This window comes from Pedobacter sp. ASV1-7, from assembly GCF_040203335.1.
Taxonomy (GTDB): domain Bacteria; phylum Bacteroidota; class Bacteroidia; order Sphingobacteriales; family Sphingobacteriaceae; genus Pedobacter.
Map to the genome: position 1 here is coordinate 555462 of NZ_JBEHBV010000003.1, position 26682 is coordinate 582143.

Annotated in this window: 14 protein-coding genes, 2 tRNA genes and 2 rRNA genes; 3 read left to right on the forward strand and 15 right to left on the reverse strand. The window is 39.7% G+C overall.

Going from position 1 to position 26682, the window contains the following annotated elements:
* Window positions 1-31: 31 nt before the first annotated feature.
* The 9 genes from ABDJ41_RS10310 to bla form a co-directional block, all read right to left on the reverse strand.
* Window positions 32-3484: a TonB-dependent receptor gene (locus ABDJ41_RS10310; RefSeq protein WP_349785914.1), complete on the reverse strand. Its 3453-nt coding sequence runs from the start codon at window positions 3482-3484 to the stop codon at window positions 32-34.
* Window positions 3485-3615: 131 nt separating this feature from the next.
* Complete coding sequence (locus ABDJ41_RS10315; RefSeq protein ID WP_349785915.1) at window positions 3616-4785, reverse strand: FecR family protein; 1170 nt, start codon at window positions 4783-4785, stop codon at window positions 3616-3618.
* 57 nt (window positions 4786-4842) lie between these two features.
* Window positions 4843-5463: an RNA polymerase sigma factor gene (locus ABDJ41_RS10320; protein ID WP_349785916.1), complete on the reverse strand. Its 621-nt coding sequence runs from the start codon at window positions 5461-5463 to the stop codon at window positions 4843-4845.
* Between the two features lie 404 nt (window positions 5464-5867).
* The gene (locus tag ABDJ41_RS10325; RefSeq protein WP_349785917.1) at window positions 5868-6437 is read right to left on the reverse strand and encodes a TlpA family protein disulfide reductase; all 570 of its coding nucleotides are present in this window, start codon (window positions 6435-6437) and stop codon (window positions 5868-5870) included.
* 23 nt (window positions 6438-6460) lie between these two features.
* Window positions 6461-7558 carry an efflux RND transporter periplasmic adaptor subunit gene (locus ABDJ41_RS10330; protein ID WP_349785918.1) on the reverse strand — a complete coding sequence of 366 codons (1098 nt, stop codon included), beginning with the start codon at window positions 7556-7558 and terminating at the stop codon, window positions 6461-6463.
* A 26-nt stretch (window positions 7559-7584) separates the two neighbouring features.
* Window positions 7585-10755 carry an efflux RND transporter permease subunit gene (locus ABDJ41_RS10335; protein ID WP_349785919.1) on the reverse strand — a complete coding sequence of 1057 codons (3171 nt, stop codon included), beginning with the start codon at window positions 10753-10755 and terminating at the stop codon, window positions 7585-7587.
* Window positions 10756-10765: 10 nt separating this feature from the next.
* On the reverse strand, window positions 10766-12142 hold the full coding sequence (locus ABDJ41_RS10340; RefSeq protein ID WP_349785921.1) for a TolC family protein: 1377 nt from the start codon (window positions 12140-12142) through the stop codon (window positions 10766-10768).
* 101 nt (window positions 12143-12243) lie between these two features.
* The gene (locus tag ABDJ41_RS10345; RefSeq protein WP_349785922.1) at window positions 12244-12654 is read right to left on the reverse strand and encodes a hypothetical protein; all 411 of its coding nucleotides are present in this window, start codon (window positions 12652-12654) and stop codon (window positions 12244-12246) included.
* Window positions 12655-12712: 58 nt separating this feature from the next.
* Window positions 12713-13606 (reverse strand): class A beta-lactamase, subclass A2, encoded by an 894-nt coding sequence (bla, locus tag ABDJ41_RS10350; protein WP_349785923.1) that lies wholly within the window; start codon window positions 13604-13606, stop codon window positions 12713-12715.
* A 142-nt stretch (window positions 13607-13748) separates the two neighbouring features.
* Here bla and ABDJ41_RS10355 point away from each other — a divergent pair, with 142 nt between their 5' ends.
* The 3 genes from ABDJ41_RS10355 (at window position 13749) to ABDJ41_RS10365 (ending at window position 20022) form a co-directional block, all read left to right on the forward strand.
* Window positions 13749-14108: a hypothetical protein gene (locus ABDJ41_RS10355; protein WP_349785924.1), complete on the forward strand. Its 360-nt coding sequence runs from the start codon at window positions 13749-13751 to the stop codon at window positions 14106-14108.
* A gap of 227 nt (window positions 14109-14335) precedes the next feature.
* Entirely contained in the window at window positions 14336-15469 is a 1134-nt protein-coding gene (locus tag ABDJ41_RS10360; protein WP_349785927.1) for an efflux RND transporter periplasmic adaptor subunit, read from the forward strand.
* Between the two features lie 5 nt (window positions 15470-15474).
* Window positions 15475-20022, forward strand: coding sequence for an efflux RND transporter permease subunit (locus ABDJ41_RS10365; protein ID WP_349785929.1), 4548 nt, complete (start codon window positions 15475-15477; stop codon window positions 20020-20022).
* A gap of 58 nt (window positions 20023-20080) precedes the next feature.
* Here the strand turns inward: ABDJ41_RS10365 and ABDJ41_RS10370 are convergent, their stop codons facing one another.
* From ABDJ41_RS10370 to ABDJ41_RS10395, 6 genes are all read right to left on the reverse strand, one after another.
* Window positions 20081-20953 carry a sugar phosphate isomerase/epimerase family protein gene (locus ABDJ41_RS10370; protein ID WP_349785930.1) on the reverse strand — a complete coding sequence of 291 codons (873 nt, stop codon included), beginning with the start codon at window positions 20951-20953 and terminating at the stop codon, window positions 20081-20083.
* 188 nt (window positions 20954-21141) lie between these two features.
* Complete coding sequence (locus tag ABDJ41_RS10375) at window positions 21142-22902, reverse strand: S8 family peptidase (protein ID WP_349785931.1); 1761 nt, start codon at window positions 22900-22902, stop codon at window positions 21142-21144.
* A gap of 255 nt (window positions 22903-23157) precedes the next feature.
* Window positions 23158-23269, reverse strand: a 5S ribosomal RNA gene (rrf, locus tag ABDJ41_RS10380).
* Window positions 23270-23394: 125 nt separating this feature from the next.
* Window positions 23395-26275 (reverse strand): 23S ribosomal RNA (locus tag ABDJ41_RS10385).
* A gap of 233 nt (window positions 26276-26508) precedes the next feature.
* Window positions 26509-26585 (reverse strand) — tRNA-Ala (locus tag ABDJ41_RS10390).
* A gap of 19 nt (window positions 26586-26604) precedes the next feature.
* Window positions 26605-26678: transfer RNA gene (locus ABDJ41_RS10395), tRNA-Ile, on the reverse strand.
* Window positions 26679-26682 lie beyond the last annotated feature (4 nt).

A 26682-nucleotide genomic window follows, 5' to 3' on the forward strand; every position in this document is an offset into this window, starting at 1 on the left:
TTTTAGTTTTTAATCTATCTGTTTACTGGAGCTAAAAAGAGTACGATACACTAAAGCTGAAGGAACTGCCTATTTTACGAACAAACGTATCTCTGTCGCCTATGCGGGTTTTAGTCTTGCCATCTGCCGAAGTTTCGTAATAACCTTCTTCGTATTTTTGAGAGAAACCGTATTTCCATTCATATATTTCTTCCCATGAATTAGCAGGTATTTCGCTTCCTGCCATTCCTTTCCATCTATCTTGCAGTTTATAAGTGCCTAGGTCATTGATAAAAAAGCGGTATGAGCTGTTAGTGATATTACTCATGTTCAGCTTTGCTTGCAATTTTTTGTTCTTCAGAAACTTATAGCTTAACTGCGCATCTAATTGGGTGCGGGGGCGCTCGTACTCTACTACCTGTGGCGTAAGTCCGGTGGTAAAGGTTTTATAGCCCATGTGGTTAAGCGCTATATTGGCACCCAGACGTTCTCTTGCATATTGCAATCCTATATTATACAATACAGGTACCTGTCCAAACAATGGTCTTTTTTCTTTGAGCAACACCTTGGTGCGGTATTCATATGTTTTATCGTACTTGTCCTGAGCCATGCTTTTACCCTCAAAAACACTAGCCTGTACTTCAGACTGTTGCAAGGTCAGGTTTCCATTTATATAGATGTCCTCCAAAAATTTCCAGTTGGGATAGATAAAGCCCAGGCTTTTGCGCAGGTCGAATTCCCAGCCATGAACTTTTGCCCATTCGGAGTTTTGGGTGGTTAAATATACCCGGTTATCAGCTCCAATGGGCTCGCGATACAGCTCTACCGGCTTATCAAAATATTTGTAGAAATAACCTACCGAAATCACTTCTCCAGCTTTAGGATACCATTCCAGACGAAAATCGTAATGGTCTATCTGCGTTGATAGTACCCCTTCATTTTTACGGTAACCGCCCACAACAGGGTCAAAACGGATCATCCGGGAATTTTCGATCAACGATGGACGTACCACCGACTGCGAATAGGCAGTACGGATATTGAAATCTTTCAGCGGTGTTAACGTAAGGCTTGCCGATGGCAGGTAGCGCCAGGTTTTTTCTTCTGCAGTAGGGTCGGCAAAAGGCGATACGATCTTACCTGTCCCTGGATCTACATATTGATGGCCCGAACTGTTGTTGATGAGCTGGTCTACCAGCAGATCATTGGCACCACTCTTAATGCGTTCGTATTTATAGTATTCGCCCCGGATGCCCCATACCAAACGCATCCAGCTGGTAAATCGGTTGTCGAGCATGGCATACCAGGCTTTGTTGTTGTTCTTGCCTTCGTAACCGGTATGCGAAAAAGGTGCGGCAAAGTAAAACAGGTCGTTCTGGGGGTCGTTAAAATCCATAAACTGCCCCCATTGCTGTACAGGTACATAAGGGTACACACTATTTACAGTGTTTACAGCTCCTATAGGCAGAATTGTCCAGTCTAATTTCCCCTTGCGTTCGAGGTACTGAAAACCACTTTTTGCCGTTTGTTTTTGCCCAAGTAACTGAAAAGAATAGCTCAATGCACCTTCTGCAATGTTATTGGTCTCTTCGTAGCGGTATTGGCTACGGTTAAAAGTGCCCAATCCGGGATTGGTAATAGCACTTGGTATCACGTTGTAAACCGTTTCATTCATCGTAACTGTTGGAGCCAGCCATGCCTCCACGGCATCCTGCTCCAGGTTTACCAGCTTGTTACGGGCTGCGTTCCATTCCAATTTAAAACTACCAAAAGTATGCTCACCGTTCAGCCTGTTTTGCAGTAGGTCGATAAACTTTGGCCGGTCATATTCACGGATGGCCGGATTATTATTATCGTATCCAATATCATTTCCCCAGCCCATGATGCGTGAAAACTGATTACTGAACATGCGGGAATAGAAATTACGTGAAGTGATTTTGTGGTTTTTGCTACTATACCCGGCATTCAGCAATGCGCCCCAACTGGTGTTAAAATTGTATTGGTTTGATGTAGTAGGGTTTAACTGTTCGCCACTTTCTATATTGTAGGTATAATTCTCAATTTTTTCCCAAGCGCCCCGTTCATACTGCGAAATATTGTCTATGCTCTGCTCGTTGCGGTAGCTGAGAGAACCTACAAAACCCAAACGGCTGTTCTTAACGTTGTATGTGCGCCCCAGGCTGAACTGGTAGTTCTGCCCTGGCATGGTTTTGTACACTCTTGTACCCATACGTTCCAAGCCGCCAATGCGTTTGTTCTGTTCAGCAATCATTGCAGGGGTAACAGGTGTTACGCCATCCGGTACAGGTGCTGCAGGATTACGTGGATTATAGTTTTGTCCGTCAAATAGGATAAGATCCTTGGGAAAATGATCCCGACCGCCATCATCAAAACCTAAGTAATCGTTCTTGCCTCGTCCATAGCCTAAAAAATCTTTTCCAGTGCTACCATTAATATACTTGCTGCCAAAGTTAAAAGTGGTAAAATTTTCGTTTGGAATGGCAAAGGTATTAACCTGCACTAATCCACCGCCAAAGCCAAAGCTCATGTCTGGCGTTGCCGTTTTGGATACCACCACGTTATCGATCAGGTTGCTAGGGATAATGTCAAATTCAAAATCACGTACCTGCACATCGGTGCTGGGCAGAATGGCACCGTCCATCATGGCCAGATTATAACGTTCGGCTATACCACGTACTACTACCTGCTTGTTATCGGTGGTACTTACACCACTGATCCGCTTAAGGGTTTCGCCGATGTTCTTATCTGGCAATGCAGCAATCTGCTCCCTGCTGATACCGTTAGAAATACCGGCTTCGTTTTTCTGTTTGGTGTAGAGGGCATTGGTACTTTCGGTTTTAAAGCTACCTGTTACCACTACCTGATCTAGTTGTTTTGTTGCAACTTTCAGCACAATATCCAATGTTGTAGTTCCACCTGCTTTTACTTCAACCTCAGTAATGCGTTTGGTCTGGAAAGAAATATAACTTACCTCCAGCGTATAGGCACCCGCCGGAACATTGAGGATATAATTTCCATTGGTACTGCTCTGTGCAGACTGTCCGGCCTGTACCACCTTAATGTTTGCTCCAGGCAGAGGCTCGCCCTTATCATCAATGATTTTACCAGAGATACGACCGGACTGCTGGGATTGTGGGGCGGATTTTTGCGAGGGGGTGGATGTAGTACTGATTTTGTTAATCACCACAAAGCCACTCCTTATTTCGTAGCTATAAGGCTGATTGGCAAAGCACTTATCAAGCACCTGTTTTATGGTAGCACCTCTAACATAGATATTTACTTTCTTTGAGTTATTAAACAGGTCTGTATCATAAGAAAAATCGTAATTGGTTTGCTTTCGAATTTCTTCTAATACTTTATGGATATCACTATTATGCATGCTCAGGGTAAGACGTTGTGCATGGGTAAACGCACTTACCTGAGTTAACAAACAGATGATTAATAACATGGTGAGTTTCATAACACGCATGACTTGATAAAAATTCATATTTTTGTTCTGTTAATATTATTTGTGATGATGTAATTCCTGCATAGTCTTTATAAGCTTAACATTTTGCCAGATCCCGATTGCACTCGGGATTTGGTTTTTTTAAGCTGTGTTTATTGGGCTCGTTAGTATCAGTTTGTCACGATCAACCTCCTTCCTTTTAATGTGAGTGTAATCTTGTTTTCATGGGTTGTTTCAATCATATCGATTATCGTTGATAGCGGTTTGGAACGGGATATCATACCGTTCATGCGCAGGGTTTCCAGATGCTCTGGACACACCACCTCAATGTCATACCATCGGGCTATCTGACGCAATACGCTTTGCAGATTTTCGCTCTTGAAAATAAAATCACCATTTTTCCAGGCTAATTGTTGTTGTATATCGACCGTTTCCACCCATAGTTGGTCGGTGAGCAGGGCTTGTTGTCCCGGTTTCAGGAGTACAGTTTGTCCTTGATGGCTCTTTACTTTTACACGGCCTTCTACCAATGTCGTTTTTACCATGCTTTCGTTCTTATAAGCGTTCACGTTGAAATGCGTACCCAGCACCTGTATTTCCTGTTTGTCTGTTTCTATAAAGAAAGGAATGCGTTTGTTTTTGCTGTTAGTGGCTTTGGCTATCTCAAAGTAAACTTCCCCAGTCATTTTAATGCGTCGTTCTCTATTTGAGAAATGTACTGGATAGGTTAGTGAAGAGGCTGCATTCAATAAGGCTTTGGAGCCATCAGGCAACGTAATGCGGTATTGTCCCCCATTTGGTGTTACTATGCTGTTGAAAACATTGACATTCCTGGCAGCGATACGATTTGTCTGATAGATGATTTCTCCCTCACTGGTTTTCTCGACCTCCAGCCCTTCCTGCACCGCAATTTGACCATTTTCTGCGGTAGAAAGGGCAACCATAGTTCCATCTGAAAGGGTTAGGAATGCTTTATCGCCTCCGGGAAGTATATCATTTTGATGCCCCGAGAACTGCGTACCATCTGTCTTAAATTGAATGTTATAAGTGACCAGCGCAGTGCCCCCGATTAAAAACAGGGCAGCGGCTGCAACGGTACGTATCCAAACCGGCAGGCGCTGAGGCCTGAACGTTTTTCCATTTCCCGAAATATGTCTGTTCAGGTTTGCCAGCATGCGGATCCTGACCTGTTCTTCTGTTTGCTCATCTGAAAAAATGGGGCCATTTTTTAGATCAAGCTGGTTGTACCAACGATCCACCTGCTCTTTCTCTTGCCTGGTAGCCCTGTGTTTATAAACATTATCAAAAAGCTTTGCTAAAGATCCTTTTCTGTGTATCATATACCTATATGTTCCACAGAAAAGAAATAGTACCAGAAATTAATTATTAATGTTAGGTTAATAAATTGTTAAGCACACCAAGACAACAATAGTCGCGGTGTCCAGCCTATGTTCCTCAGTCGATTTCCTTAATTTAATCAATGCATTACTTACCTGATTTTTAACAGTTTGCTTAGAAACACTTAAAAGTTCGGAGATTTCGGAGATAGAATAGTTACCGCTTCTACTCATGATAAAAATCTGTTTCATTTTTTCGGGCATTTCATCAATGGTGGTATTAATGACCTGAATAATGCTTTCGTATTGTAATTCGTCTGCTAAAAGCTGCGACCTGTCGGTAACTATTTCCGCCGTGCCCTCACGGTTTAAAAATTCCTCAAAGTTTTTCTGATGTTGTTCTTTGAAGCCTTTGGTACGAAAATATTTTGCCAGTTTAAAAAACACCGAGCCATGCAGGTAATTTTCTAATCCGATATGGATTTCAGGGATATTTTCGCGTTTATCCCAGATTTCGATAAACAGTTCCTGAACCAGATCAAAGGCATCATCATGATCTCCGATCTTCTTCAAGGCATAGGTATATAGGGATTTCCAAAAGCGGTTATACAGTTCGGTATAAGCTTCTTTGTCCGAAGTCCTGACCAAATTTAGTAACGCCTTGTCGTCCTTGATGTCCACGTTGGCGAACTTACCAATTCTTATATAAAGTTAATGTTAAAACATTTATCATGTGTTAACTTAGTTACTGGGCTGCTGTTAAGGCTCACGCTATTGCGCTCCTGCATAATCTTTCCATTTCGCATAGTCAAAAATTACCAGTTTTCTTTAAGCGGAAAGCGTATGCGTCTTAAAGTCTTTTTATCGCTGTTGTCAGCTTTCCATACTTTTTTCATAAGCTTCAATTTTATAAACGACATTCTGGATATCCTCAAACACGTCCGATTTAGCGCGGGTGGATTCTAATGTAAGAAAGCTCACTGAAAAGTGGGCTTTCTTACATTTAAGACATCATAGTTTCATTCTATCACCATTTCAGCAAACTTCGAGTCACCATAATGATTCATTAAAAATGATAAAATCTACTATTTTTCAAGCAGATCGTCCATTGATGAAATAATTTCCGGAGCCATATAATCTCTGCCTCCCTCTATCCTTGCAACCATCTTACCCGTTTTATCGAGAATCACTGTAGTCGGAATTGAATTGCCTAAAAAGCGTGATGGAATTTCACCATTAGGCATATAAAGTGGAAGGTCTAAATTGTTCTTCTCCATAAACTTTTTCGATACATCGTAATTTCCATCAACATCAACCATTAGAAAAACCAAATCCTTATTATTCTTATAATGTTTCTTTAAATTGTTAATAGATGGCATTTCACGAACACATGGAGGACACCAGGTAGCCCAAAAGTTGATGAATACAACTTTTCCCTTAAGGTCATTCAAAGCGACAGCTTTTTTCTGCTCATCTAAAAAGGATATCCCATCGTTTGTAGGTTCATTTTCAACAACAGGTGCTGCGGGAGTTTCAGAAGTTGCTACTTCCGACTTTGCACTATCGTTAACTTTTCCATTACCATTGGAGCATGCCAATACAGATAAGGTAATGGCCATCATTATACTGAATATTGTTACGGCTTTAAAATTCATATTGTGTTTCATTTATTTTTTCTTTAGTTTAATTTTCCTACTTCAAGTTCTTCTGATGGATTTTTTAATACTTGTTCTTGAGCACTAATATCACCAAAAACTTCTACAAGACTATCCAAACGAACACCCTCTTTAACTAGAATTCGTTTAATTTCATTATTACTCAGAGCCATAATAAATGTACCTGACTGTGCATTTACAACACTTTTTGGTGCAACCCAATATGAAGGCGACTTCCTTTGTAAGTTTAATTTTACTTGCGCATATTCTCCTCCCTGAAGCTTTTTATCAGAATTATCTACATCAAACTCAAGTGTTAATGATCGATTTTCTGCATTTAAGAATCCAGATGTTCTTGATAATTTTGCTTCAAATACATCTCCAGGATGAGAACTAACTGTAAATTTTGCTTTCATTCCATCTTTAACAGATGCAGTATGTTTTTCAGGAATAGATAAAGTTAAACGTAACTTATTTCCTTGTGCAATATTGAACAAGGGCTGATTTGAACCTGGTCCTACCAAAGCACCTAATGATACATTTTTCTTGATTATTAGCCCGTCAAATGGAGCTAAAATGCGTAAATATTGTTTTAATTGTGAAGCATGTGCTGTACCAGCTTTAGAAGATTCATAAGCAGATTTGGCCCCTTGCATCATACTTTTTGCTCTGTCTAGCTCAATCTTTGCAACTGCTCCTTCAGTTGATGAAGCCTCCAGCAAGCGTTCATAGTTCTGCTTTGTAAAAAGGTAATCACTATGCATCTTTTCTTGTTTAGACTTATCAGACAAATACTGTTGATCCATTTCTGGAGCTTCTAAAACTGCAAGGAGCTGATTTTTGCGTACATAAGTCCCCCTGTCTACATAAATTTTCTGAATGAAGCCATTAACTTTCGCATTGACCTGTACCTCGTCATAAGGTTCCAATTCGCCCGGAATTGATATGGCATATGTAGGGTTGATAAATTGAATTGGTTCGGTTTCCAAAGAAACGGATGCTTTTTTACTAACCTCTTTATCTTCCTTCTTTTCTTCAGGCTTTGTAGAACATGATAAAAGAGTACTGATAGAGATTAAACTACAAATAATGTATAGACTTATTTTCTTTAACTGTTTCATATCATTAATGAATTTGTTTTTTGTTATTACGCTTTTTGAGTTGAATAATATTGACTTTTCTCATCATCTGGATCCAGAGATGGATTCACTATGGAAGCCTTAGACATCACAGATGCAAAGAAATGGGGCACCAATAGTAAGATTGTAAAGGTTGAAGCTAACAATCCTCCTATTACTGCTCTTCCTAAAGGAGCAACTTGTTCAGCACCATCCCCCATTCCTATTGCCATTGGCAGCATGCCTGCTAACATCGCTGCTGCAGTCATTAATACGGGTCTTAAACGTGACGCAGCGGCCATGCGTGCCGCATGAATAGGCCTAAGAGCATAGTGCTTTCTGTAATATTCTGCCTGGTTGACTAACAATACGGCATTGGAAACCGAAACCCCGATTGACATGATAATCCCCATATAGGATTGTAAGTTTAGGGTACTTCCTGTTAAGAAAAGTATAATCAAACTCCCCGCAATAACAGATGGCACTACTGATAAAATAACTAATGGCACTCTAAAGGATTGATAAAAAGCAGCTAACATCAGGAATATTGCGATAACAGCAACGCCAAGTCCGGTGATCAGACTATCCAATGTATCATCCAAAAGCTGCAATGTTCCCTCAGTCCAAACTGAGGCGCCTTTAGGTGGAGCTCCTGCATCTTTAATGGCTGCTTTTACAGCTTTTGATGCAGTTCCAAGATCTTTATTATACATATTTGCAACCAGTGTAACATACCGGTTAGGACCTTTACGATTAATTTGTGCTGCTGCAGGTGCTCTTTTTATAGTCGCTACATCTTCCAAAACTGGTCTTAAACTCCCCTTTTTCAAAGGTATTGAACGTAACATTTCTTCGCTGGCCATGATCTCCTCAGGTATTTGAACCTGAGCCTGAAATACAAGTCCCGATTTAGGATCAATCCAAAGATTTTTATCGGTATAGCGGGTAGACGAAGTGGCAGCCACCATACTACGTGTAACATCCTGCATCGTCAGTCCGAATTGTGCAACCAGATTTCTGTCTACATCTATTTGCAAAGTCGGGTAGTTTAATGATTCAGCTATGCGTACATCCCGCAGATAGGGAATTTCTTTTAGCTTCTCCTCAATTTTTCTGGCATGTTTTTCAGCAACTTTTAACTGGTTGGCACCTACCTTAACTTCAATTGGTGTCATTGCTCCTTGTCCCATAATCTTTTCAGTCAGATCCATAGCTTCAAAATTAATTTTGGCTTCAGGATGGTTCTTCGCAATAACTTTTCTCAGGTTTTCCTTTAATTCCTCTATTGATCCTTTATAAATTTCCTGATCAATAGAAATCTGTAATACGGCTTCATTTGAAGAGCTGGTAAATAAAAAGATAGGGTTAATTGGCGTTGATGCGGGATGCATACCTACATAGGCGGAACTGATAGATAGACCATTTTCTGGCACCTGCCCTTTTACATCTTCTATAATGCTCTTCACCAATGCTTCAGTTTTTTCAATTCTGCTACCTTGAGGAGCGACTATTCTAACTTGAAAATCACCACTATTTGAAACAGGCATAACATCTGTTCCTACTACTCTTAAAACTAATGCAATAATAACACCTGCTAACACTACATAGGAAGCAAATAAGACCAAAGATCTTCCTGACCATTTTCTTAATTGAAATGCATAGCGGGTTCTGAATTTATTAAACAAGCTTTTCTTTCTAGCCCCCTGCTTATCATCCGACTCATGTTTATTCTTCATCATCCAGTTTGCTAAAATTGGCACAAATGTTTGTGATGCCAGAAACGATGCGATCATTGCAAAAGCAACGGCCATAGATAAAGGAAGGAACATATCTTTAGGAATCCCAGTCATAATAAAGGCTGGTGTAAGCACCGTAAGGATACATAGCATGATCAACAGTTTGGGGATAGAGATTTCCAAAAGAGCATCGATAATTGCGCGTTGCTTTTTCTTACCCATCTCCATATGCTGATGTATATTTTCAATGGTTACAGTAGCCTCATCAACCAATATACCAATGGAAAGCGCCAATCCGCTTAAAGTCATCATATTAATTGTATACCCCAGCATATACAGTGCACATACCGCTGATAAAATTGCAATAGGAATGGTCAGCACAACAATAATTGCTCCGCGTGTATCTCCCAGAAACAGCAGGATAACCAAACCAGTAAATACTGCTCCCAGTACACCTTCGTGAACAAGGTTAGTTAATGAGCGTTCGATGTACTTAGATTGGTCAAACTCATAACGGATATTAACATCATCCGGCAGCTGGTCCTTTAGTGTTGGCAATGCTAATTTTAGATTTTCGACTGCATCTAGTGTTGAAGCATCTGCTTTTTTGATGACTGGTAGGTAAACAGATCTTTTTCCATTCACCAATGCATAACCAACAGTTTGATCGGCACCATCTTGTACGCTTGCAACATCACCAACATAAATAGTACGTCCATCAATAGTCTTAACGGGAGTCTTTAGAAATTCTGCGGGGTTCTTTGCAATGGAATTAATTGGTGCCATTAAGTTTTCATCACCAATTCGGATATTACCTGCAGGTGATGGATGACTGTTTTTGGTAATTGCTACAGTGATTTCTTCCGGACTTAATCCATTCGCCTGCATGGCCTGTGGATCAATGTTGACCAGAATCGTACGATTGTTTCCTCCAAAGGGAGCAGGTGCTGTAATCCCAGGTATAGTCACAAACATGGGGCGTATTTTAGTTAATACCAATGTCTGTATATCTGTAATAGAACGTTGTGGACTTTCAAAGACCAATTGTCCTACTGGTAAGGAATTGCCATCAAAACGTACTACCATTGGAGGCACAGCTCCGGGAGGTAAGAACCCCATTGCTCTGTTGACCTGCGTAGATACCTCTCCTGCAGCTTGAGCCATATCTGTTCCCGGATAAAAGGTAAGTTTCATCATGGTCAGCCCTTGAATACTTTTGAAATCGATGTTTTTTACACCTGCCACAAAAAGCAAAACCTTTTGAAATTCATTGGCCATAAAGCCATCCATATATGCAGGAGATAGTCCTCCATAAGGCATAGAAATGTACATTGCCGGAAGTTCTACTTCAGGAAAAATGTCAACTTTTATATTTTTAATGGTATTAAAAGAAAAGACGCCAATGACCATGACAAGCACCATCACCGCAATTGGTTTTCTTAAAGCCAAACGTATAAGATTCATTTGCTAAGATTTAAAGGTTATTAAATAAAAAGTCAAAATTATTTGTGAGCTCAGCTTCATTCGCCAATTGCAACCAGTAGCTGCGAGAGGCTTCGATATGGTTATTTTCTGCTTGTTCTAATAGCATACGTATTTGCAATAATTCTGTTAACGTGATAAGACCACTTTTATACCGCGCCATATACATATCATAAGCATCTAAAACATGTTTTACAGCCTCCGCAGTCTTGGTCAGTTGCTTTTGCTGCTCACTTATTTTACTTTTTGCAGCTTCTAAATTTGCTGCCATCTGCAATTCATATTGGCTTTGCATGAATTTTGCTTTTTCGGCCTTTTTAAACTGCGCATTTGCCTTTAATTTATTACTATATAAGTTGGTCAGATTCCAGGAAAGCCCAAGTCCGACTAAAACATTATTGCTGCTATTTGAAAATCCATCTTTCCAGTCCCCTGAAACAGAACCTGTAGAACCAATCCCTGATCCTCTAAAAGCATAACCACCAAGGATTTTTATAGATGGTAGCGCAGATCTTTTCTGAGCGATTCCATTTAATTCATGATATGATGACTGTTTATCAAATGTCTCAAGAAATGGATGTGAATGATTTATCAAAACAGGATTTGAATTGCTAAACGTAGGTTTGATAAACCCCACTTCTGAATAAGAATAATCCGATGCATCTTGACCATGAAGTTCTTTTAACCGTTGTATAGATGCAATTTTATTCCCTACCAGATTGTCTCTTTCAGCTAAAGCCTGGATATAAGAAGAATAAGCCAACAGACTATCAGCAGCAGGTTTAATCCCAGATCTGGCTAATCCAGCGGCCGACTTCTTAATATCAAAAAGACGAGTGGCATTCTGATCTATCCATTTCAACTTGGCGCTGTTATAAATAACCTGGATATAACGAGTTGAAAGCTCTTTTTTCAAGTTAATCAGATAGGATTCTTTATCTGCAGAACTAAGTGTGGTCAGCATTTCGGCAGCCTTATTTTCGGCCTGCTGTCTTCCAAAAGCAAACAATTCAAATTCCACTGTAGCAGAACCAAAAGTACTTGCCACTGTAGAAGAGCCACTTAATCCTTTGGCTCCATTTACATTAAATAGTCCGGGTTGCTGAAAAAAACTACCAGTACTAGCTTCGTAAGTACCATAGTTATTTTGCATCTGCATTTTGGCTTGCGGTAAGGCATTACTTTTTGTAGCCTTTTCAGAATACTTTGCAGATTCTATGTCTGATTGCTTAGCCATAATTCCGGGGTAGTTTTTCTCTACCAATGACCATAAGTCTCCCAATGTATGTTGCTTTTGCTGCGCGTAAAGAGCTGGCGCAGCTAGTGTCAGCCAAAAGAAAATACTGGCCGACAAGAAAAATCTTATCATGTTTAAAAATTATTTAATACCAAAAAGTATTCGGTATGGTTTATTGAAATAAACTACATAGAGAATTCCACACGCTAAAAAGCTGTGTATAAATACTGGTATTATATGATAAGTTTGCGATACTGAAGAAAGATAGGCAGAGAGCCTGAAATCTGACCGCTATTATAAAGTGGATGCTTATTCTGTTTCTGTAAAAGATGGAAACCAAATAAGAATGAAAAAGTATAAAATGCTAAAATGGCAATTGAAGAACCACTTAACTTAATATCAGGTTTCTGAATATTAAAAGTCTTTGCATCGGCAGCATAAAGACAGTCCGTTGCAGAAGAAGAAATAAAAGATTTACCTTGATTATTTAAGCCGTTTTTCTGAGCAGCGGTTTGCTGAACTCCTAATTGACTTTTGATACTTGACTTGACCGCACAAGAAGATAAAATAACACAAAAGATAGCGATAACACCAATAATTGGTCGCCATTTAATCGTATTAAGATATGTTTTGTTTAACCTCATCTGGTGCAAAACTACTGATTTTATTTGTGTTGGACAAAAGTAACTGCATTCGCTCAACTCATTTAGTAGCCTCGTCCCATGCAGTTCTTGCAAGTTGGGCGATGATCTGATCAATTCTTTGTTCACTTTCTTTGGACATAGATAAAAAAACTGAAACCAACATTTTATTCCCATTCGGAAGGGTGACAATGCCTATGTCATTGGAAGCAGTCATCACCCCTGCTTTATTTATTCCTGAATTTCCTGTTTTATGAGCTACAATGGTACCTACTGGTAATAGTCCTTTAATTTTATTTGGACCTGAAACTGTCCCCTCCATTGTTTTCATCAAAAAATCAGTGGTAGTCTTTTCAAGAACTTGTCCATTACAAAACTTTTCCATAAGTGCATTGGCTGCATTTGGAGTTGTCCAATTTCTAAATTGCATTTTCTCATCCTTGTGCATTTCTTCTTCGGTTCCCACAATTGCACAATCTTTAATTCCTAATTTGCCTATATATTCATGTACAATATTTGTACCTCCAACCAGGCGAAACAATATATCACAACCATTGTTATCACTCTCCGCTACAGTAACACGAATGATTTCGGACAAGGGTAATGTAACATTTCCATTTGGGTATTTATCTCTTAACGGGCTCCATGTATTTGGCAACAAATCACTCTTTTTAATAAGAATCCCCTGCTCTAGTTTAAACCTCCCTTTATCAACCCGATCAAGCACTGCAAGTGCAAGGTGGAACTTGTACACACTTTGCATAGGATAATGTTTATCTCCATTTACTGAAACAGATCTTCTTTCTCCTAAAAATAATATAGAGACTCCAACATCGGCCTGTTGATCATTAATGATTGTCTTCATTTTATCATGCAATTTATCATGCTTTTCACAACCAATAAATATAAAAATGAAGGTTACAAATGTTAAAACAATGAGATAGATGTTTTTCATAAAACAAATTTAAGGAATTACTCATCTACTACTCTATAGATCAATTTTTAAAAATAAATGATAACATAGTATATATCATAAAATTGTCAATACTCGGGTTTATGGAAAATTAGCCTTTGCAAAAAATTATCTTTGGCCCCATATGTTTATTAAACTGTTTCACTTCTTATCGCTATTCGCGTATTTGAACACCATCACTTATGAAGGTGGAGAAACTTCTGTAAAAAATATATTTGCTGGTGATTCCTTTCTTGAATTTGTACTTGATGATGTCATGAATATCCCAATGGATAATTTAGTAGATGACATCGAAATTCCAAATGAAAGTTACAGGCTTTTCAATTCAATCATTCATATTATGCCAGCTATTTTGCTGGTTCTTTCCTTCTTTCTGGCTAGACAAATCGGAAAGGTAATTGTCATTGAACACCCTTTTTATAAAACAAAAAGCGTCTGCTTACCCAGCTATTACTCTCACTTGTTTAGATTCAAACCTTTCTAGGTTACTCGAATTTATTTGTTTAAGAATTGATTATCAAACTTTAAAACGATAGGCACATCTTTAGATAGTGTCCATACTTTTTTTTGCCCGAAATCAGCATCAAAGGAAGCCATATTGTGGTCCACCCTCTTCTATTGTTTATTCTTAATCAATTACTCCGAATATCTTTTATTAAAATCTTGAATATCCATGGGTGTAAACTGCATCCATTAAAATCAATAAACACAATGAAACTTAATCATTTAGCGTATTTACCATTTTTTGCTGCAATTACAATTGCTGGCTGTACCTCCCAAAGTAAAGAGAAAACTATCGATGAAACCAGATCTGTACCTGTTGCTATGGTCAGCACCTTAGATACTGTAATCCACAAAGAATATATTGCCGATATACAGGCTGTAAAAAATGTGGAGGTAAGATCAAGACTGTCTGGCTTCTTAGAAAAAATATATGTTGAAGAAGGTGCTGAAGTGAAAAAAGGTCAGATACTGTTTAAAATTAATGATGAAGAATATAAGACCGAATTAAGTAAAGCAGAAGCAGCCTTAAATAATGCGATTGCAGATGCCAAGACTGTTGAACTGGAACAGCAAAGAACTAAAATATTGGTTAAAAACAATGTAGTTTCTAAATCTGAATTAGACTTAGGCGCTGCAAAACTTAAAGCCGCAGAATCTCGTATTGCTGAAGCCAGATCTGTAGCGCAGTATGCAAAATCACGCTTAGCACATACCCTAATCAAATCTCCTTTTAGTGGACGGATTGATCGTTTACCTTTAAAAGCTGGTAGTTTACTCGAAGAAGGTTCACTACTAACCTCTGTGTCAGATCTTAGTGCAGTAAATGTTTATTTCGCCATTACAGAAAGAGAATACCTTGCTATTGCAAGTGATTCTGCTTATTCTAAAAGCAAATTCAAAAAGCAAGTTAAACTTACCCTGGCAAATGGTGAAGTATACCCATTTAAAGGTACTGCAAGCTTTGCAGAAAGTGAATTCGCAAGTCAAACTGGCTCATTGTCATTAAAAGCCACTTTCCCAAATCCTAATGGACTACTAAAACATGGTGCATCTGGAAAAATTAGTGTACCTGCAAAAACAGGAAAAATTCTGGTCGTACATCAGAAATCTGTTTTTGAAATACAAGACAGGACCTATGTTTATCTTTTAACTGAAGATAATAAGCTAAAGATGACACCATTTAAAGCAGGACAACGTGTTGGACATTATTACATCGTTGACTCTGGACTGAGCAGCTCCGATAAGATCGTATTTGAGGGTACTCAGAGTTTAAGTGATGGTCTTCAGGTAAAACCTACTGATATCAGCATCAATGCAATGAATACAGTAGCAAAAAATTAATCATTATGTTTGAACAATTTATAAAACGACCAGTATTATCACTGGTCATTTCCCTATTTATAACGCTCCTTGGACTACTGGCTCTTTTTACATTGCCGGTGACCCAATTTCCTGATATTGTTCCACCTTCAGTTGTAGTAACTGCAAATTATACTGGCGCAAATGCAGAAGTAAGTACTGATGCCGTTGCAATTCCTTTGGAAAGAGCTATTAATGGTGTTGCCGGTATGACTTACATGAGTTCGGTATCAACAAACAATGGAACAACGTTAATACAGGTATTCTTTAAAGTAGGTACAGACCCTGATATTGCAGCTGTAAATGTACAGAACAGGGTGACGACTGTATTGGATGAATTGCCGGAAGAGGTAATTAAGGCCGGTGTAACTACAGAAAAAGAGGTGAACAGTATGTTAATGTACCTCAACATCTATAGTGAAGATCAATCGGCTGATGAACGTTTCATTTACAACTTTACAGATATCAATATCCTGAAAGAGCTGAAACGTATTGAAGGCGTAGGCTTTGCCCAGATTATGGGTTTACGGGATTATGCGATGCGTGTCTGGCTCAAACCTGATCGTTTGGCTGCTTATAAAATTTCCAGTGAAGATGTAATCGCAGCTTTAAGAAAACAAAACGTAGAAGCAGCGCCTGGACAAACAGGAATTGGTTCCGATAAATCCATCAACATGCAGCAATATGTTTTGCGCTATCCGGGTAAATTCTCTGATGCTGAAGAATATAAAAATATACCTATAAGGGCCAATTCAGACGGGTCAATTATCAGGATAAAAGATATTGCAGATGTAGAATTCGGTTCACTGGATTACGAAATGGTGTCAAAAACAGATGGCAGACCATCAGCTTCTATCATGATGAAGCAATTGCCAGGTTCAAATGCACAGGAAGTAATTAAAAATGTAAAAGAGCGAATGGCGACTTTACAAAAAAGCTCATTTCCACCTGGCATGAAGTACACAATGGGTTATGACGTATCACGTTTCCTTGATGCATCTATATCTAGTGTATTAATCACTTTGCTAGAAGCATTTATCCTCGTTTTTATTGTTGTATATATCTTTTTACAAGATTTCAGATCAACTTTAATTCCAGCACTTGCTGTACCAGTTTGTTTAATTGGAGCATTGTTCTTTATGCAAATGCTTGGGTTCTCTATTAACCTTCTTACTCTTTTTGCGCTTGTATTAGCTATAGGTATTGTGGTCGACAACGCTATTGTTGTAGTGGAAGCGGTATATGCTAAAATGGAAGAGGAGCACTTACAGCCCATGGAAGCAACGCTTGCTGCTATGAAAGAAGTGGGTAAACCAGTAATTGCCATTACCATGGTTATGTCCGCCGTTTTTATTCCCGTGGCCTTCCTTTCAGGACCTGTTGGTATTTTCTACAGACAGTTTTCTCTGACTCTTGCTTCAGCAATTATCATCTCCGGAATAAATGCCTTAACACTTACGCCTGCCCTTTGTGCTATCATACTTCGCTCTCCTCATGATAAACCTGCATCAAAGGGAATCGTTTCTCGTTTCTTCGGAAGATTCAATAAGGGTTATAACAAAATGGCCAATGGATACAAAGGTTTACTGAGTCGCATTGCTGGTCGTAGAATTCTAACTTTTGGATTATTAATTGCATTCTTTATCACTACCTGGGGAATGAGTAGTATTCTTCCATCTGGATTTATCCCGACAGAAGATCAGGGAATGATCTATGTGAATGTAACTACCCCACCAGGTGCTACGGTAGATCGAACTGAAGTTGTACTGAATGAAATTGATGAAATAAGCAGAAAGATGTCTTCCGTAGAAACAGTATCTACGCTTGCAGGATATAGCCTTGTAAATGAGGTTTCAGGTGCTTCTTATGGAATGGGAATGATCAACCTCGTTGCCTGGGACAACCGGAAAGAATCTGTTACAGATGTGATTAACACTTTAAAAAAGGCTACTGCACATATCATGGATGCCGAAATAGAGTTTTTCCCACCTCCAACTGTTCCTGGGTTTGGTAACTCTGCTGGATTTGAATTGCGTGTACTGGATAAAACAGGTAATGATGATTTAAACAAAACTTCAGAAGTATTGACAAAATTCATCAAAGATTTAAAAGCGACACCAGAAATAGAGAATGTGTTTACTACATTCGACGTAAGCTTCCCGCAATATTTGCTCAAAGTAGATTACGATCTAGCTGCTAAAAAAGGAGTCAGCGTCGAAAATGCGATGAATACCTTACAAACCTTAATGGGTAGTTTTTATGCAACCAACTTTATTCGTTACGGACAAATGTATAAAGTCATGGTACAAGCAGGACCAGGCTATCGCGAAAAACCGGAAGATGTACTTAATCTTTTCATCAAGAATGATAAAGATGAAATGTTACCCTTTTCATCATTTATTACTATGGAAAGGGTTTATGGTCCGGAACAGATTACCAGATATAATATGTTCTCGTCTGCCATGTTAAACGGTGATGCAACACCAGGTTTTAGTAGTGGTCAAGCGATTGAAGCTGTCGAAAAAGCAGCTAAAAACCTTCCCCCAGGATATGAAATTGAGTGGTCTGGTATGACGCGTGAACAAATCCTTTCAGGAAATCAAGCTGTGTATATCTTCGCTTTATGTTTACTATTCGTTTACCTGATTCTGGCCGCACAGTATGAAAGTTTTCTTTTACCCCTACCCGTACTCCTTTCTTTACCAGCGGGCATATTTGGTGCGTTCTTATTCTTATGGGCCTTCGGACTCGAAAACAATATTTATGCACAAGTAGCATTGGTCATGCTTATTGGCTTACTCGGAAAGAATGCGATCCTTATTGTTGAATATGCCTTAATTAAACAAAAAGAAGGTATGGGCTTTTTACAAGCTGCAATAGAGGGATCAGTAGCTCGTCTGCGTCCAATATTAATGACATCCTTTGCCTTTGCAGCAGGTTTGATTCCTTTAATGATTGCTAGTGGTGCAGGTGCATTAGGAAACAGATCAATAGGTACAGCTGCTGTTGGTGGCATGATTATCGGCACAATAGTAGGGCTTCTTGTTATTCCAGGGCTTTATGTATTATTCTCTTCGCTAATGAAAAAGAAAACTGTTCAGGCCGCAAAAATGATAGTGGCTATTGTCTCATTATCTATTCTTAGTAGTTGCGGCATGAATAAAGAAACAGCGGAACACATACATCGTTCTGCGCCAAATTCTTACGATAAAAGTACAGATAGCATCACCATAGCTAATACACCTTGGAAAGATTTTTTTAAGGATGAGGCTTTGATCGCTTTGATTGATACCGCACTTATAAACAATACCGATATCAAACAGGCCCTGCATCACATAGAGATTGCTAAAGCCAATTTACGAATGCGAAAAGGTATGACCCTACCTAATTTAGATCTTGCTGTTGAAGCTGGATTACATAGGTATGGCTTTTATACTGCTGATGGAATAGGAAACTACGACTCTAATTTTTCAGAAAACTTAAAAGATGATGAACGTGTTCCAAATCCCCTTCCTGATTATTTTATAGGATTAAGAACTTCCTGGGAAATAGATCTCTGGGGCAAACTCAAAAACAAAAAGCAGGCTGCTTTAAATAGATTTCTGGCATCATATGAGGGACAAAAGCTTGTTCAGACAGAATTGATCAGCAATGTTGCCAGTGCCTATTTTGAATTACTAAGTTGGAATGAGGAGCTAAGCATATTAAACAGGAATATAGTTCTTCAACAACGGGGTTTAAAGCTTATTGAAATTCAAAAAGAAGCTGGGGTAGCCACTGAATTAGGTGTCCAACAATTTAGAGCCGTTGTAGCAAATTCAAATGCAAGAGTTCAGGAAGTAAAGCAGCAAATTATGCTAATGCAAAATCACCTGAACTTTTTAACAGGCAAATTTGATGCAGACATACAGCTAAAGGAAAATAGCTTTGAACAGTTTATTGCTGTGGAACCAATTAACAGTGGCATTCCTTTACAAATGATTGCGTTAAGACCTGATATCAGAGAAGCAGGATTAGCATTGATCGCTTCGCAAAAAGATCTGAAAGCTGCAAATGCGGCATTTCTACCTGCAATCGTGCTAGCTCCACAAATTGGATTCCAATCGTTCGACTTCAGTAAGCTCTTTCAGTCCAAAACTGCATTAGCTTATGGTTTGGTTGGTGGAATAACTGCCCCAATCTTTAACCAAAACCGCTTGCGTGCTGAGTACCAAACTTACGCGGCAAGCTATGGTATCGCCTTTCAGAATTATGAAAAGATCGTACTTAAAGCTTATAATGAAGTACAAGACGCTTTAAAAGCACATAGTTTTATCAATCAAAAAAGAGTATATATCTCTGATGAAGTAAAGGCGTTAAATTTAGCTGTTAAAGCGGCAAATGACCTTTTTCTAGCAGGTAGAGTAACCTACCTGGATATCATTACTACACAAAGAAATGTACTGGATGCAGAGCTTAATGAAGTGCAAGCTAAAAAACAACAGGCATTGAATAAAATATCCTTATACAAAGCACTTGGTGGCGGTTGGAAATAATCAGCACTCGCTTTATTCTAAAAATCCCCAAAAGCCAAGTGCTTTTGGGGATTTTCTATTATTTTTTTGTGACCATATTACGGAAGTTTATAACACTTGCTGCAACATCTGCACTATTACTTTTCCAATTGTATTCGTATTCAGCAGAAATTCCGCCTTTAAAGTTTTGCCGCTTTAGTTCAGCTATCACACCTGGAATATTGCAAACACCTTCTCCCCAGTGAACATCATGTCCCTTTTTACCCGTTTCATGTAGATCCTTCATATGTGAATGCAATACATGTCCCTCAAGTTTCTTTAAGCAAGCTACAGGATCTAGGCCCGAACGTACCCAATGTCCAATATCTGCACAAGCACCAATTCTTTTACTTTGCCCTTTAATCGCATTCAATATAATGTCTGGATTCCAATAGTGTGAAGGATTTGGATGATTATGAATCGCTACATTAATTTCATACTTATCAGCCAACTTAGATAGTAGAGGAATAGACTTTTCATCAGGTTCTGATGTGATTGTATGAATTCCCATTGCTTTACAAAATTCAAATAGCTTTACCCACTCTGCCTCATTATTTCCCTTAGTTACACCAAAAGCTATTACTTTAACATTAGCTGCTTTCAGTTTAGCCAAGATTGCTTTTCTAGTTGCTTCACTCATATTCGGATCCATCTTACCTTCAATACCTCCACCTATTACCTGCCCTGGAAATGCTTCAACATATCTAAGATTACAACTGTCAATCTTTTTAACAGCTTCAAAGAAGGTAAATAATCTAAATGTATAGGCTTGGGAACCCAGCTCCCAGCCAAGTTTTTGTTCTGGGTTTACATTAGATTTTGCAGTGCTGGTGGTTCTGGTTTTACAAGCTGTAATAGCCAATAACATAACTAGGCCCATCAATAAGCCCGATTTAATTCTAAAAAAATTCATATGTGTGGTTTGTTTTATTCTGATGATAATTTCACAAAATTTAAATTGGCAAAGTACTAAGGTATAAAACTTAATCAATTCTGCTGATTTATTATATCAGCTTTAATAAAAAACCACCATAAAGCATAAAGGGGGCAGATCATATTGATTTGTCCCCTTTATGCTACCGTATATAAATGCTTAAATTATTAACGTGGTTTATAAGTAGCTGCCAATTTTAATGCCTCGTAAGCATTCGCAATACCACCACTAACACACAACTCTTTAAAAGCGACTCTTTCTGTTTCCCCTCGTTTATTCTCCCGCCTAACCTTTTGCTGAACTTTCACTGCAGACTTCATAATAATTTCTCTAATATCCTTCGCTTTAAATTCCGGATAATAACTTAAAATCAACGCTGCCAGCCCTGAAACAACAGGAGCTGCCATACTTGTACCATCAAACTCCTCATACTTTGAGTCTGGAACAGTAGAATTGATCATAAATCCAGGTGCAAATACATCAACCGTATATTTTCCATAATTAGAAAAAGATGCTTTTAAACTCGCATCATTCTTATAAGCGCTTGCTCCTACTTCTATCCAATTAGTTGCATGTGGTAATTTAAACTTAAGTGTATCAATACCAATTTTAAGATCCTTAATTGGAATATTTCTCCCCATTCCATTTCCCTGCGCTTGAGTTTGATTAAGCAATGGTAACAGGGCATCCTGAACTTTTCTTTTATTAGCTTTCTTATATGCTGTTGCTTCCGGGCTTACATAATATTTATTGGGAAAATTCTCCTCTACATCGTTATCCTGATTATCATTACCTGCTGCATGCACCAATAACACTCCTTTTTGTTCAGCATACTTTACTGCTGAATCCACTACTACTTTATCCCAATTGAAGCCCTTTCCGAAGCTCATATTAATCACTCTTGCTCCATTATCAACTGCATATCTGATTCCATTAGCGACATCTTTATCTCGCTCATCACCTTCAGGAACAACTCTTATTCCCATAATACGAACATTATTGGCAACACCATTTATCCCAATGTTATTATTCCTATTTGCACCTATAATTCCAGATACATGAGAACCATGATCCGCATTCGGTCCAGCTACATCATTATTTCCATAGAAACGTTCATAAGAATTGCTATAATCATCTCCAACAAGTTCAGCCCGCTGATCATATTTCACATTTAGATTGTAGCGCAACATAATATCATATTGCTTATAGGCATCTTTCATTTCTTTATGGAACTTCTCCATAGAGCCACTTTCTTTCACACCGCGTCTAATGATCTTCTTACATTGTTCCTCTTCTTCTCCATCCGCCTTATACTTTTCCATATCCTCTAATGATGGAATAGGCTTATTATGAACTTTTCCCACAGAATCGAGCATTCTATTAATAATGGAAAGTACAGCAAAAGTCTGATGAGCATTGTCATATTTAATACCAAATTCTGCATTTGCTCTATTGTAAATAGCAAACTCTTCCTTTTCTGTACTATCTAATACTGTAGATTTAATTGTCGAACGATACTTGGGCATATATTTCCTAATGATTCTGATCAATTCAAGATTATCATAAGCAAGATTACCCTTTTTAGACCCTATAAAATTCCATCCATGAATATCATCTATATAACCATTCCCATCATCATCTATTCCATTATTAGGGATTTCTTTTGTATTAGTCCAAAGTACATCCTTTAGATCCTCATGAGTAGTCTGAACTCCACCATCAATTACAGCAACAATGATACTTTCTTTAGGTTTTTTATCCTTTAGTAACTCTTTGTATGCCTTCTCCGTACTTATTCCAAAATAACCATCCTGGATCAAATCAAGATTATACCAGTTTGCGGGTAGTTTAACATTCTTATCTTGAGAAAATGCAGTTGCATTCAGGAACAGGAAACTTACAAAATATAATATATACCTTAATTTCATAGATTTTAACTTTGTCAATTTACGTAATTGCAATAATACGGTTTTATTAATATCAGCAAGTCAGATTTAGCATTTTTTAACATAGCGGAACTAGGAGAGAAGCTACCTAAAACTATAGTAACCTTAGCAGGAAGCTTCTGGAAAGGTCAGCAAGCTTAGTTTATAAATAAGGGGGTAGGCTTATGTTGATATCAGTCATTTGGAATTGTCATTAACAAGAAAAGCCTTTCAGTAAACTGAAAGGCTTTCTTTAAGATTTGGCACCGACCTACTCTCCCACGTGTTACCGCAGTACCATCGGCTCTGGTGGGCTTAACTTCTCTGTTCGGAATGGGAAGAGGTGGACACCACCGATATAGGCACCTAAATATTTTTAAATATTTAGTGATATATCTCATAATATCCTTGCGGTATATTATGGCTATTGTTACTAAACAAGTGACATATTATTGAAAGAAGTTAAGTTAGGAAGAACAAACAACAGTTTACTGCTCTTGAAAGCTTCGGATGATTAGTATTACTCGACTTTGATGTCACCATCTTTACATCTGTAACCTATCAACGTAGTAGTCTGCTACGGTCCTATATGGAATTCTCATCTCGTGGCTAGTTTCGCACTTAGATGCTTTCAGCGCTTATCTATTCCCAGCGTAGCTACTCTGCAATGCCCCTGGCGGAACAACAGATTCACTAGAGGCTAGTCCAACCCGGTCCTCTCGTACTAAGGTCAGCCCCACTCAAAATTCCTACGCCCACAACAGATAGGGACCGAACTGTCTCGCGACGTTCTGAACCCAGCTCGCGTGCCACTTTAATCGGCGAACAGCCGAACCCTTGGGACCTTCTCCAGCCCCAGGATGTGACGAGCCGACATCGAGGTGCCAAACCTCCCCGTCGATATGAGCTCTTGGGGGAGATCAGCCTGTTATCCCCAGCGTACCTTTTATCCTTTGAGCGATGGCCCTTCCATGCAGAACCACCGGATCACTATATCCGTCTTTCGACCCTGCTCGGCTTGTTTGCCTCACAGTCAAGCAAGCTTATGCTATTGCACTCCTCATACGGTTACCAAGCGTATTGAGCTTACCTTTGAAAGCCTCCGTTACCTTTTTGGAGGCGACCACCCCAGTCAAACTACCCATCAAACAATGTCCTTCACTAAGTGAAGTTAGACATCGAATACAGAAAGGGTGGTATTTCAACGTTGACTCCATGACGCCTAGCGACGCCACTTCACAGTCTCCCACCTATCCTACACATCCTGCATCCAATGTCAATGTTAAATTGTAGTGAAGGTGCATGGGGTCTTTCCGTCCCGTTGCGGGTACCCGGCGTCTTCACCGGGACCACAATTTCACCGAGCTCATGGCTGAGACAGCGCCCAGATCGTTACACCATTCGTGCAGGTCGGAACTTACCCGACAAGGAATTTCGCTACCTTAGGACCGTTATAGTTACGGCCGCCGTTTACTGGGGCTTCGATTCAATGCTTCTCCGTGAGGATGACATCCCCTCTTAACCTTCCAGCACCGGGCAGGTGTCAGGCCTTATACTTCATCTTTCGATTTTGCAAAGCCATGTGTTTTTGTTAAACAGTCGCCTGGGCCATTTCACTGCGGCTGATATTGCTACCAGCGCCCCTTCTCCCGAAGTTACAGGGCCATTTTGCCGAGTTCCTTAGCCATGAATCACTCGAGCGCCTTAGAATTCTCTTCCCGGATACCTGTGTCGGTTTGCGGTACGGGTTTTTATAACCTGAAGCTTAGCGGTTTTTCTTGGAAGTCTGATTACCTGCACTATCCACGCCCCCGAAGGTTTGCGGTACTATCGGCCTTCAGCAAGACCGGCGGATTTGCCTACCAGTCCTATACCTACAGCCTTCAACGATCTATTCCGTCAGATCGCGGCAGTGTCACTACTCCGTCCCCACATCGCAGTTATAAAAAGTACGGGAATATTAACCCGTTGTCCATCGAATATCCCTTTCGGGTTCTCCTTAGGCCCCGACTAACCCTGATCCGATTAGCGTTGATCAGGAAACCTTATCCTTTCGGCGGGCAGGTTTCTCGCCTGCCTTATCGTTACTTATGCCTACATTTGCTTTTCCAGAAGCTCCAGCAAAACTTACGTCATACCTTCGCTGCCGCTGGAATGCTCCCCTACCGTAATATTTACACATTACCCATAGCTTCGGTGTACAATTTTATGCCCGTTTATTATCCATGCCCGATCGCTCGACTAGTGAGCTGTTACGCACTCTTTAAATGAATGGCTGCTTCCAAGCCAACATCCTAGCTGTCTATGCAATCGGACCTCGTTAGTTCAACTTAACTGTAACTTGGGGACCTTAGCTGATGGTCTGGGTTCTTTCCCTCTCGGCGCGTGACCTTAGCACCCCGCGCCTCACTGCCGTGTATATTAAATAGCATTCGGAGTTTGTCTGGATTTGGTAGGATTTGACTCCCCCGCACCCAATCAGTAGCTCTACCTCTATTTAACTTCACCACGACGCTGTTCCTAAAAACATTTCGGGGAGTACGAGCTATTTCCCAGTTTGATTAGCCTTTCACCCCTACCCACAGATCATCCGGAAACTTTTCAACGTTTATCGGTTCGGTCCTCCAGTACGTGTTACCGCACCTTCAACCTGTCCATGGGTAGATCACAAGGTTTCGCGTCTACCTCCCCTGACTATACGCCCTATTCAGACTCGCTTTCGCTTCGGATCCGTGTCTGAAACACTTAACCTTGCCAGAGAAGAGTAACTCGTAGGCTCATTATGCAAAAGGCACGCCGTCACGCCACCTGGACGCTCCGACCGCTTGTAAGCACACAGTTTCAGGTTCTATTTCACTCCCCTGTTCGGGGTTCTTTTCACCTTTCCCTCACGGTACTGGTTCACTATCGGTCTCTCAGGAGTATTTAGCCTTACCGGATGGTGCCGGCAGATTCCTACAAGGCGTCTCCGACCTCGCAGTACTCAGGATACTACTAGACTAATGGTACTTACGTGTACGAGGCTATCACTCTTTATCGCCAGGCTTCCCATCCTGTTCCACTTCATTGCATTATAATCTTATCGTAGTCCTACAACCCCACATTTGCCGTAACAAATATGGTTTGGGCTCTTTCCCGTTCGCTCGCCACTACTTAGGAAATCATTATTATTTTCTCTTCCTCTGCTTACTTAGATGTTTCAGTTCGGCAGGTTTGCGTACATTGTACGACTAGTCTTCAACTAGCCAGGTTTCCCCATTCAGAAATCTTCGGATCAATTCATATTTGCTAATCCCCGAAGCTTATCGCAGCTTATCACGTCTTTCATCGCCTCTGAGAGCCAAGGCATCCCCTGTGTGCTCTTAATTACTTTCTTCTCTCCATACCCTTTTGCGCATATGGAAATGCTTTTTTGATTGTTGTTAAATCGTCAGTCAGTTTGTAGTAATTGCTTACTGCATTCTTTCCTTCGACCAAACAACGTCTCTATTGTTGTTTGCTCTTCTTTTTTAACTTCTTCCAATATGTCAAAGAACTGTTCTATCCCGGAGTACATTCCTATACAGGTTTGTTCCCTATTTCTGTGCCTTTTGTATTAAGCACCGGTGATGGTGGAGAATAACGGAGTCGAACCGTTGACCTCCTGCGTGCAAGGCAGGCGCTCTAGCCAGCTGAGCTAATCCCCCTTAAGATTATACCTTAATGTAGTCCCGAGCAGATTTGAACTGCTGACCCCTACATTATCAGTGTAGTGCTCTAACCAACTGAGCTACGGGACTAAAT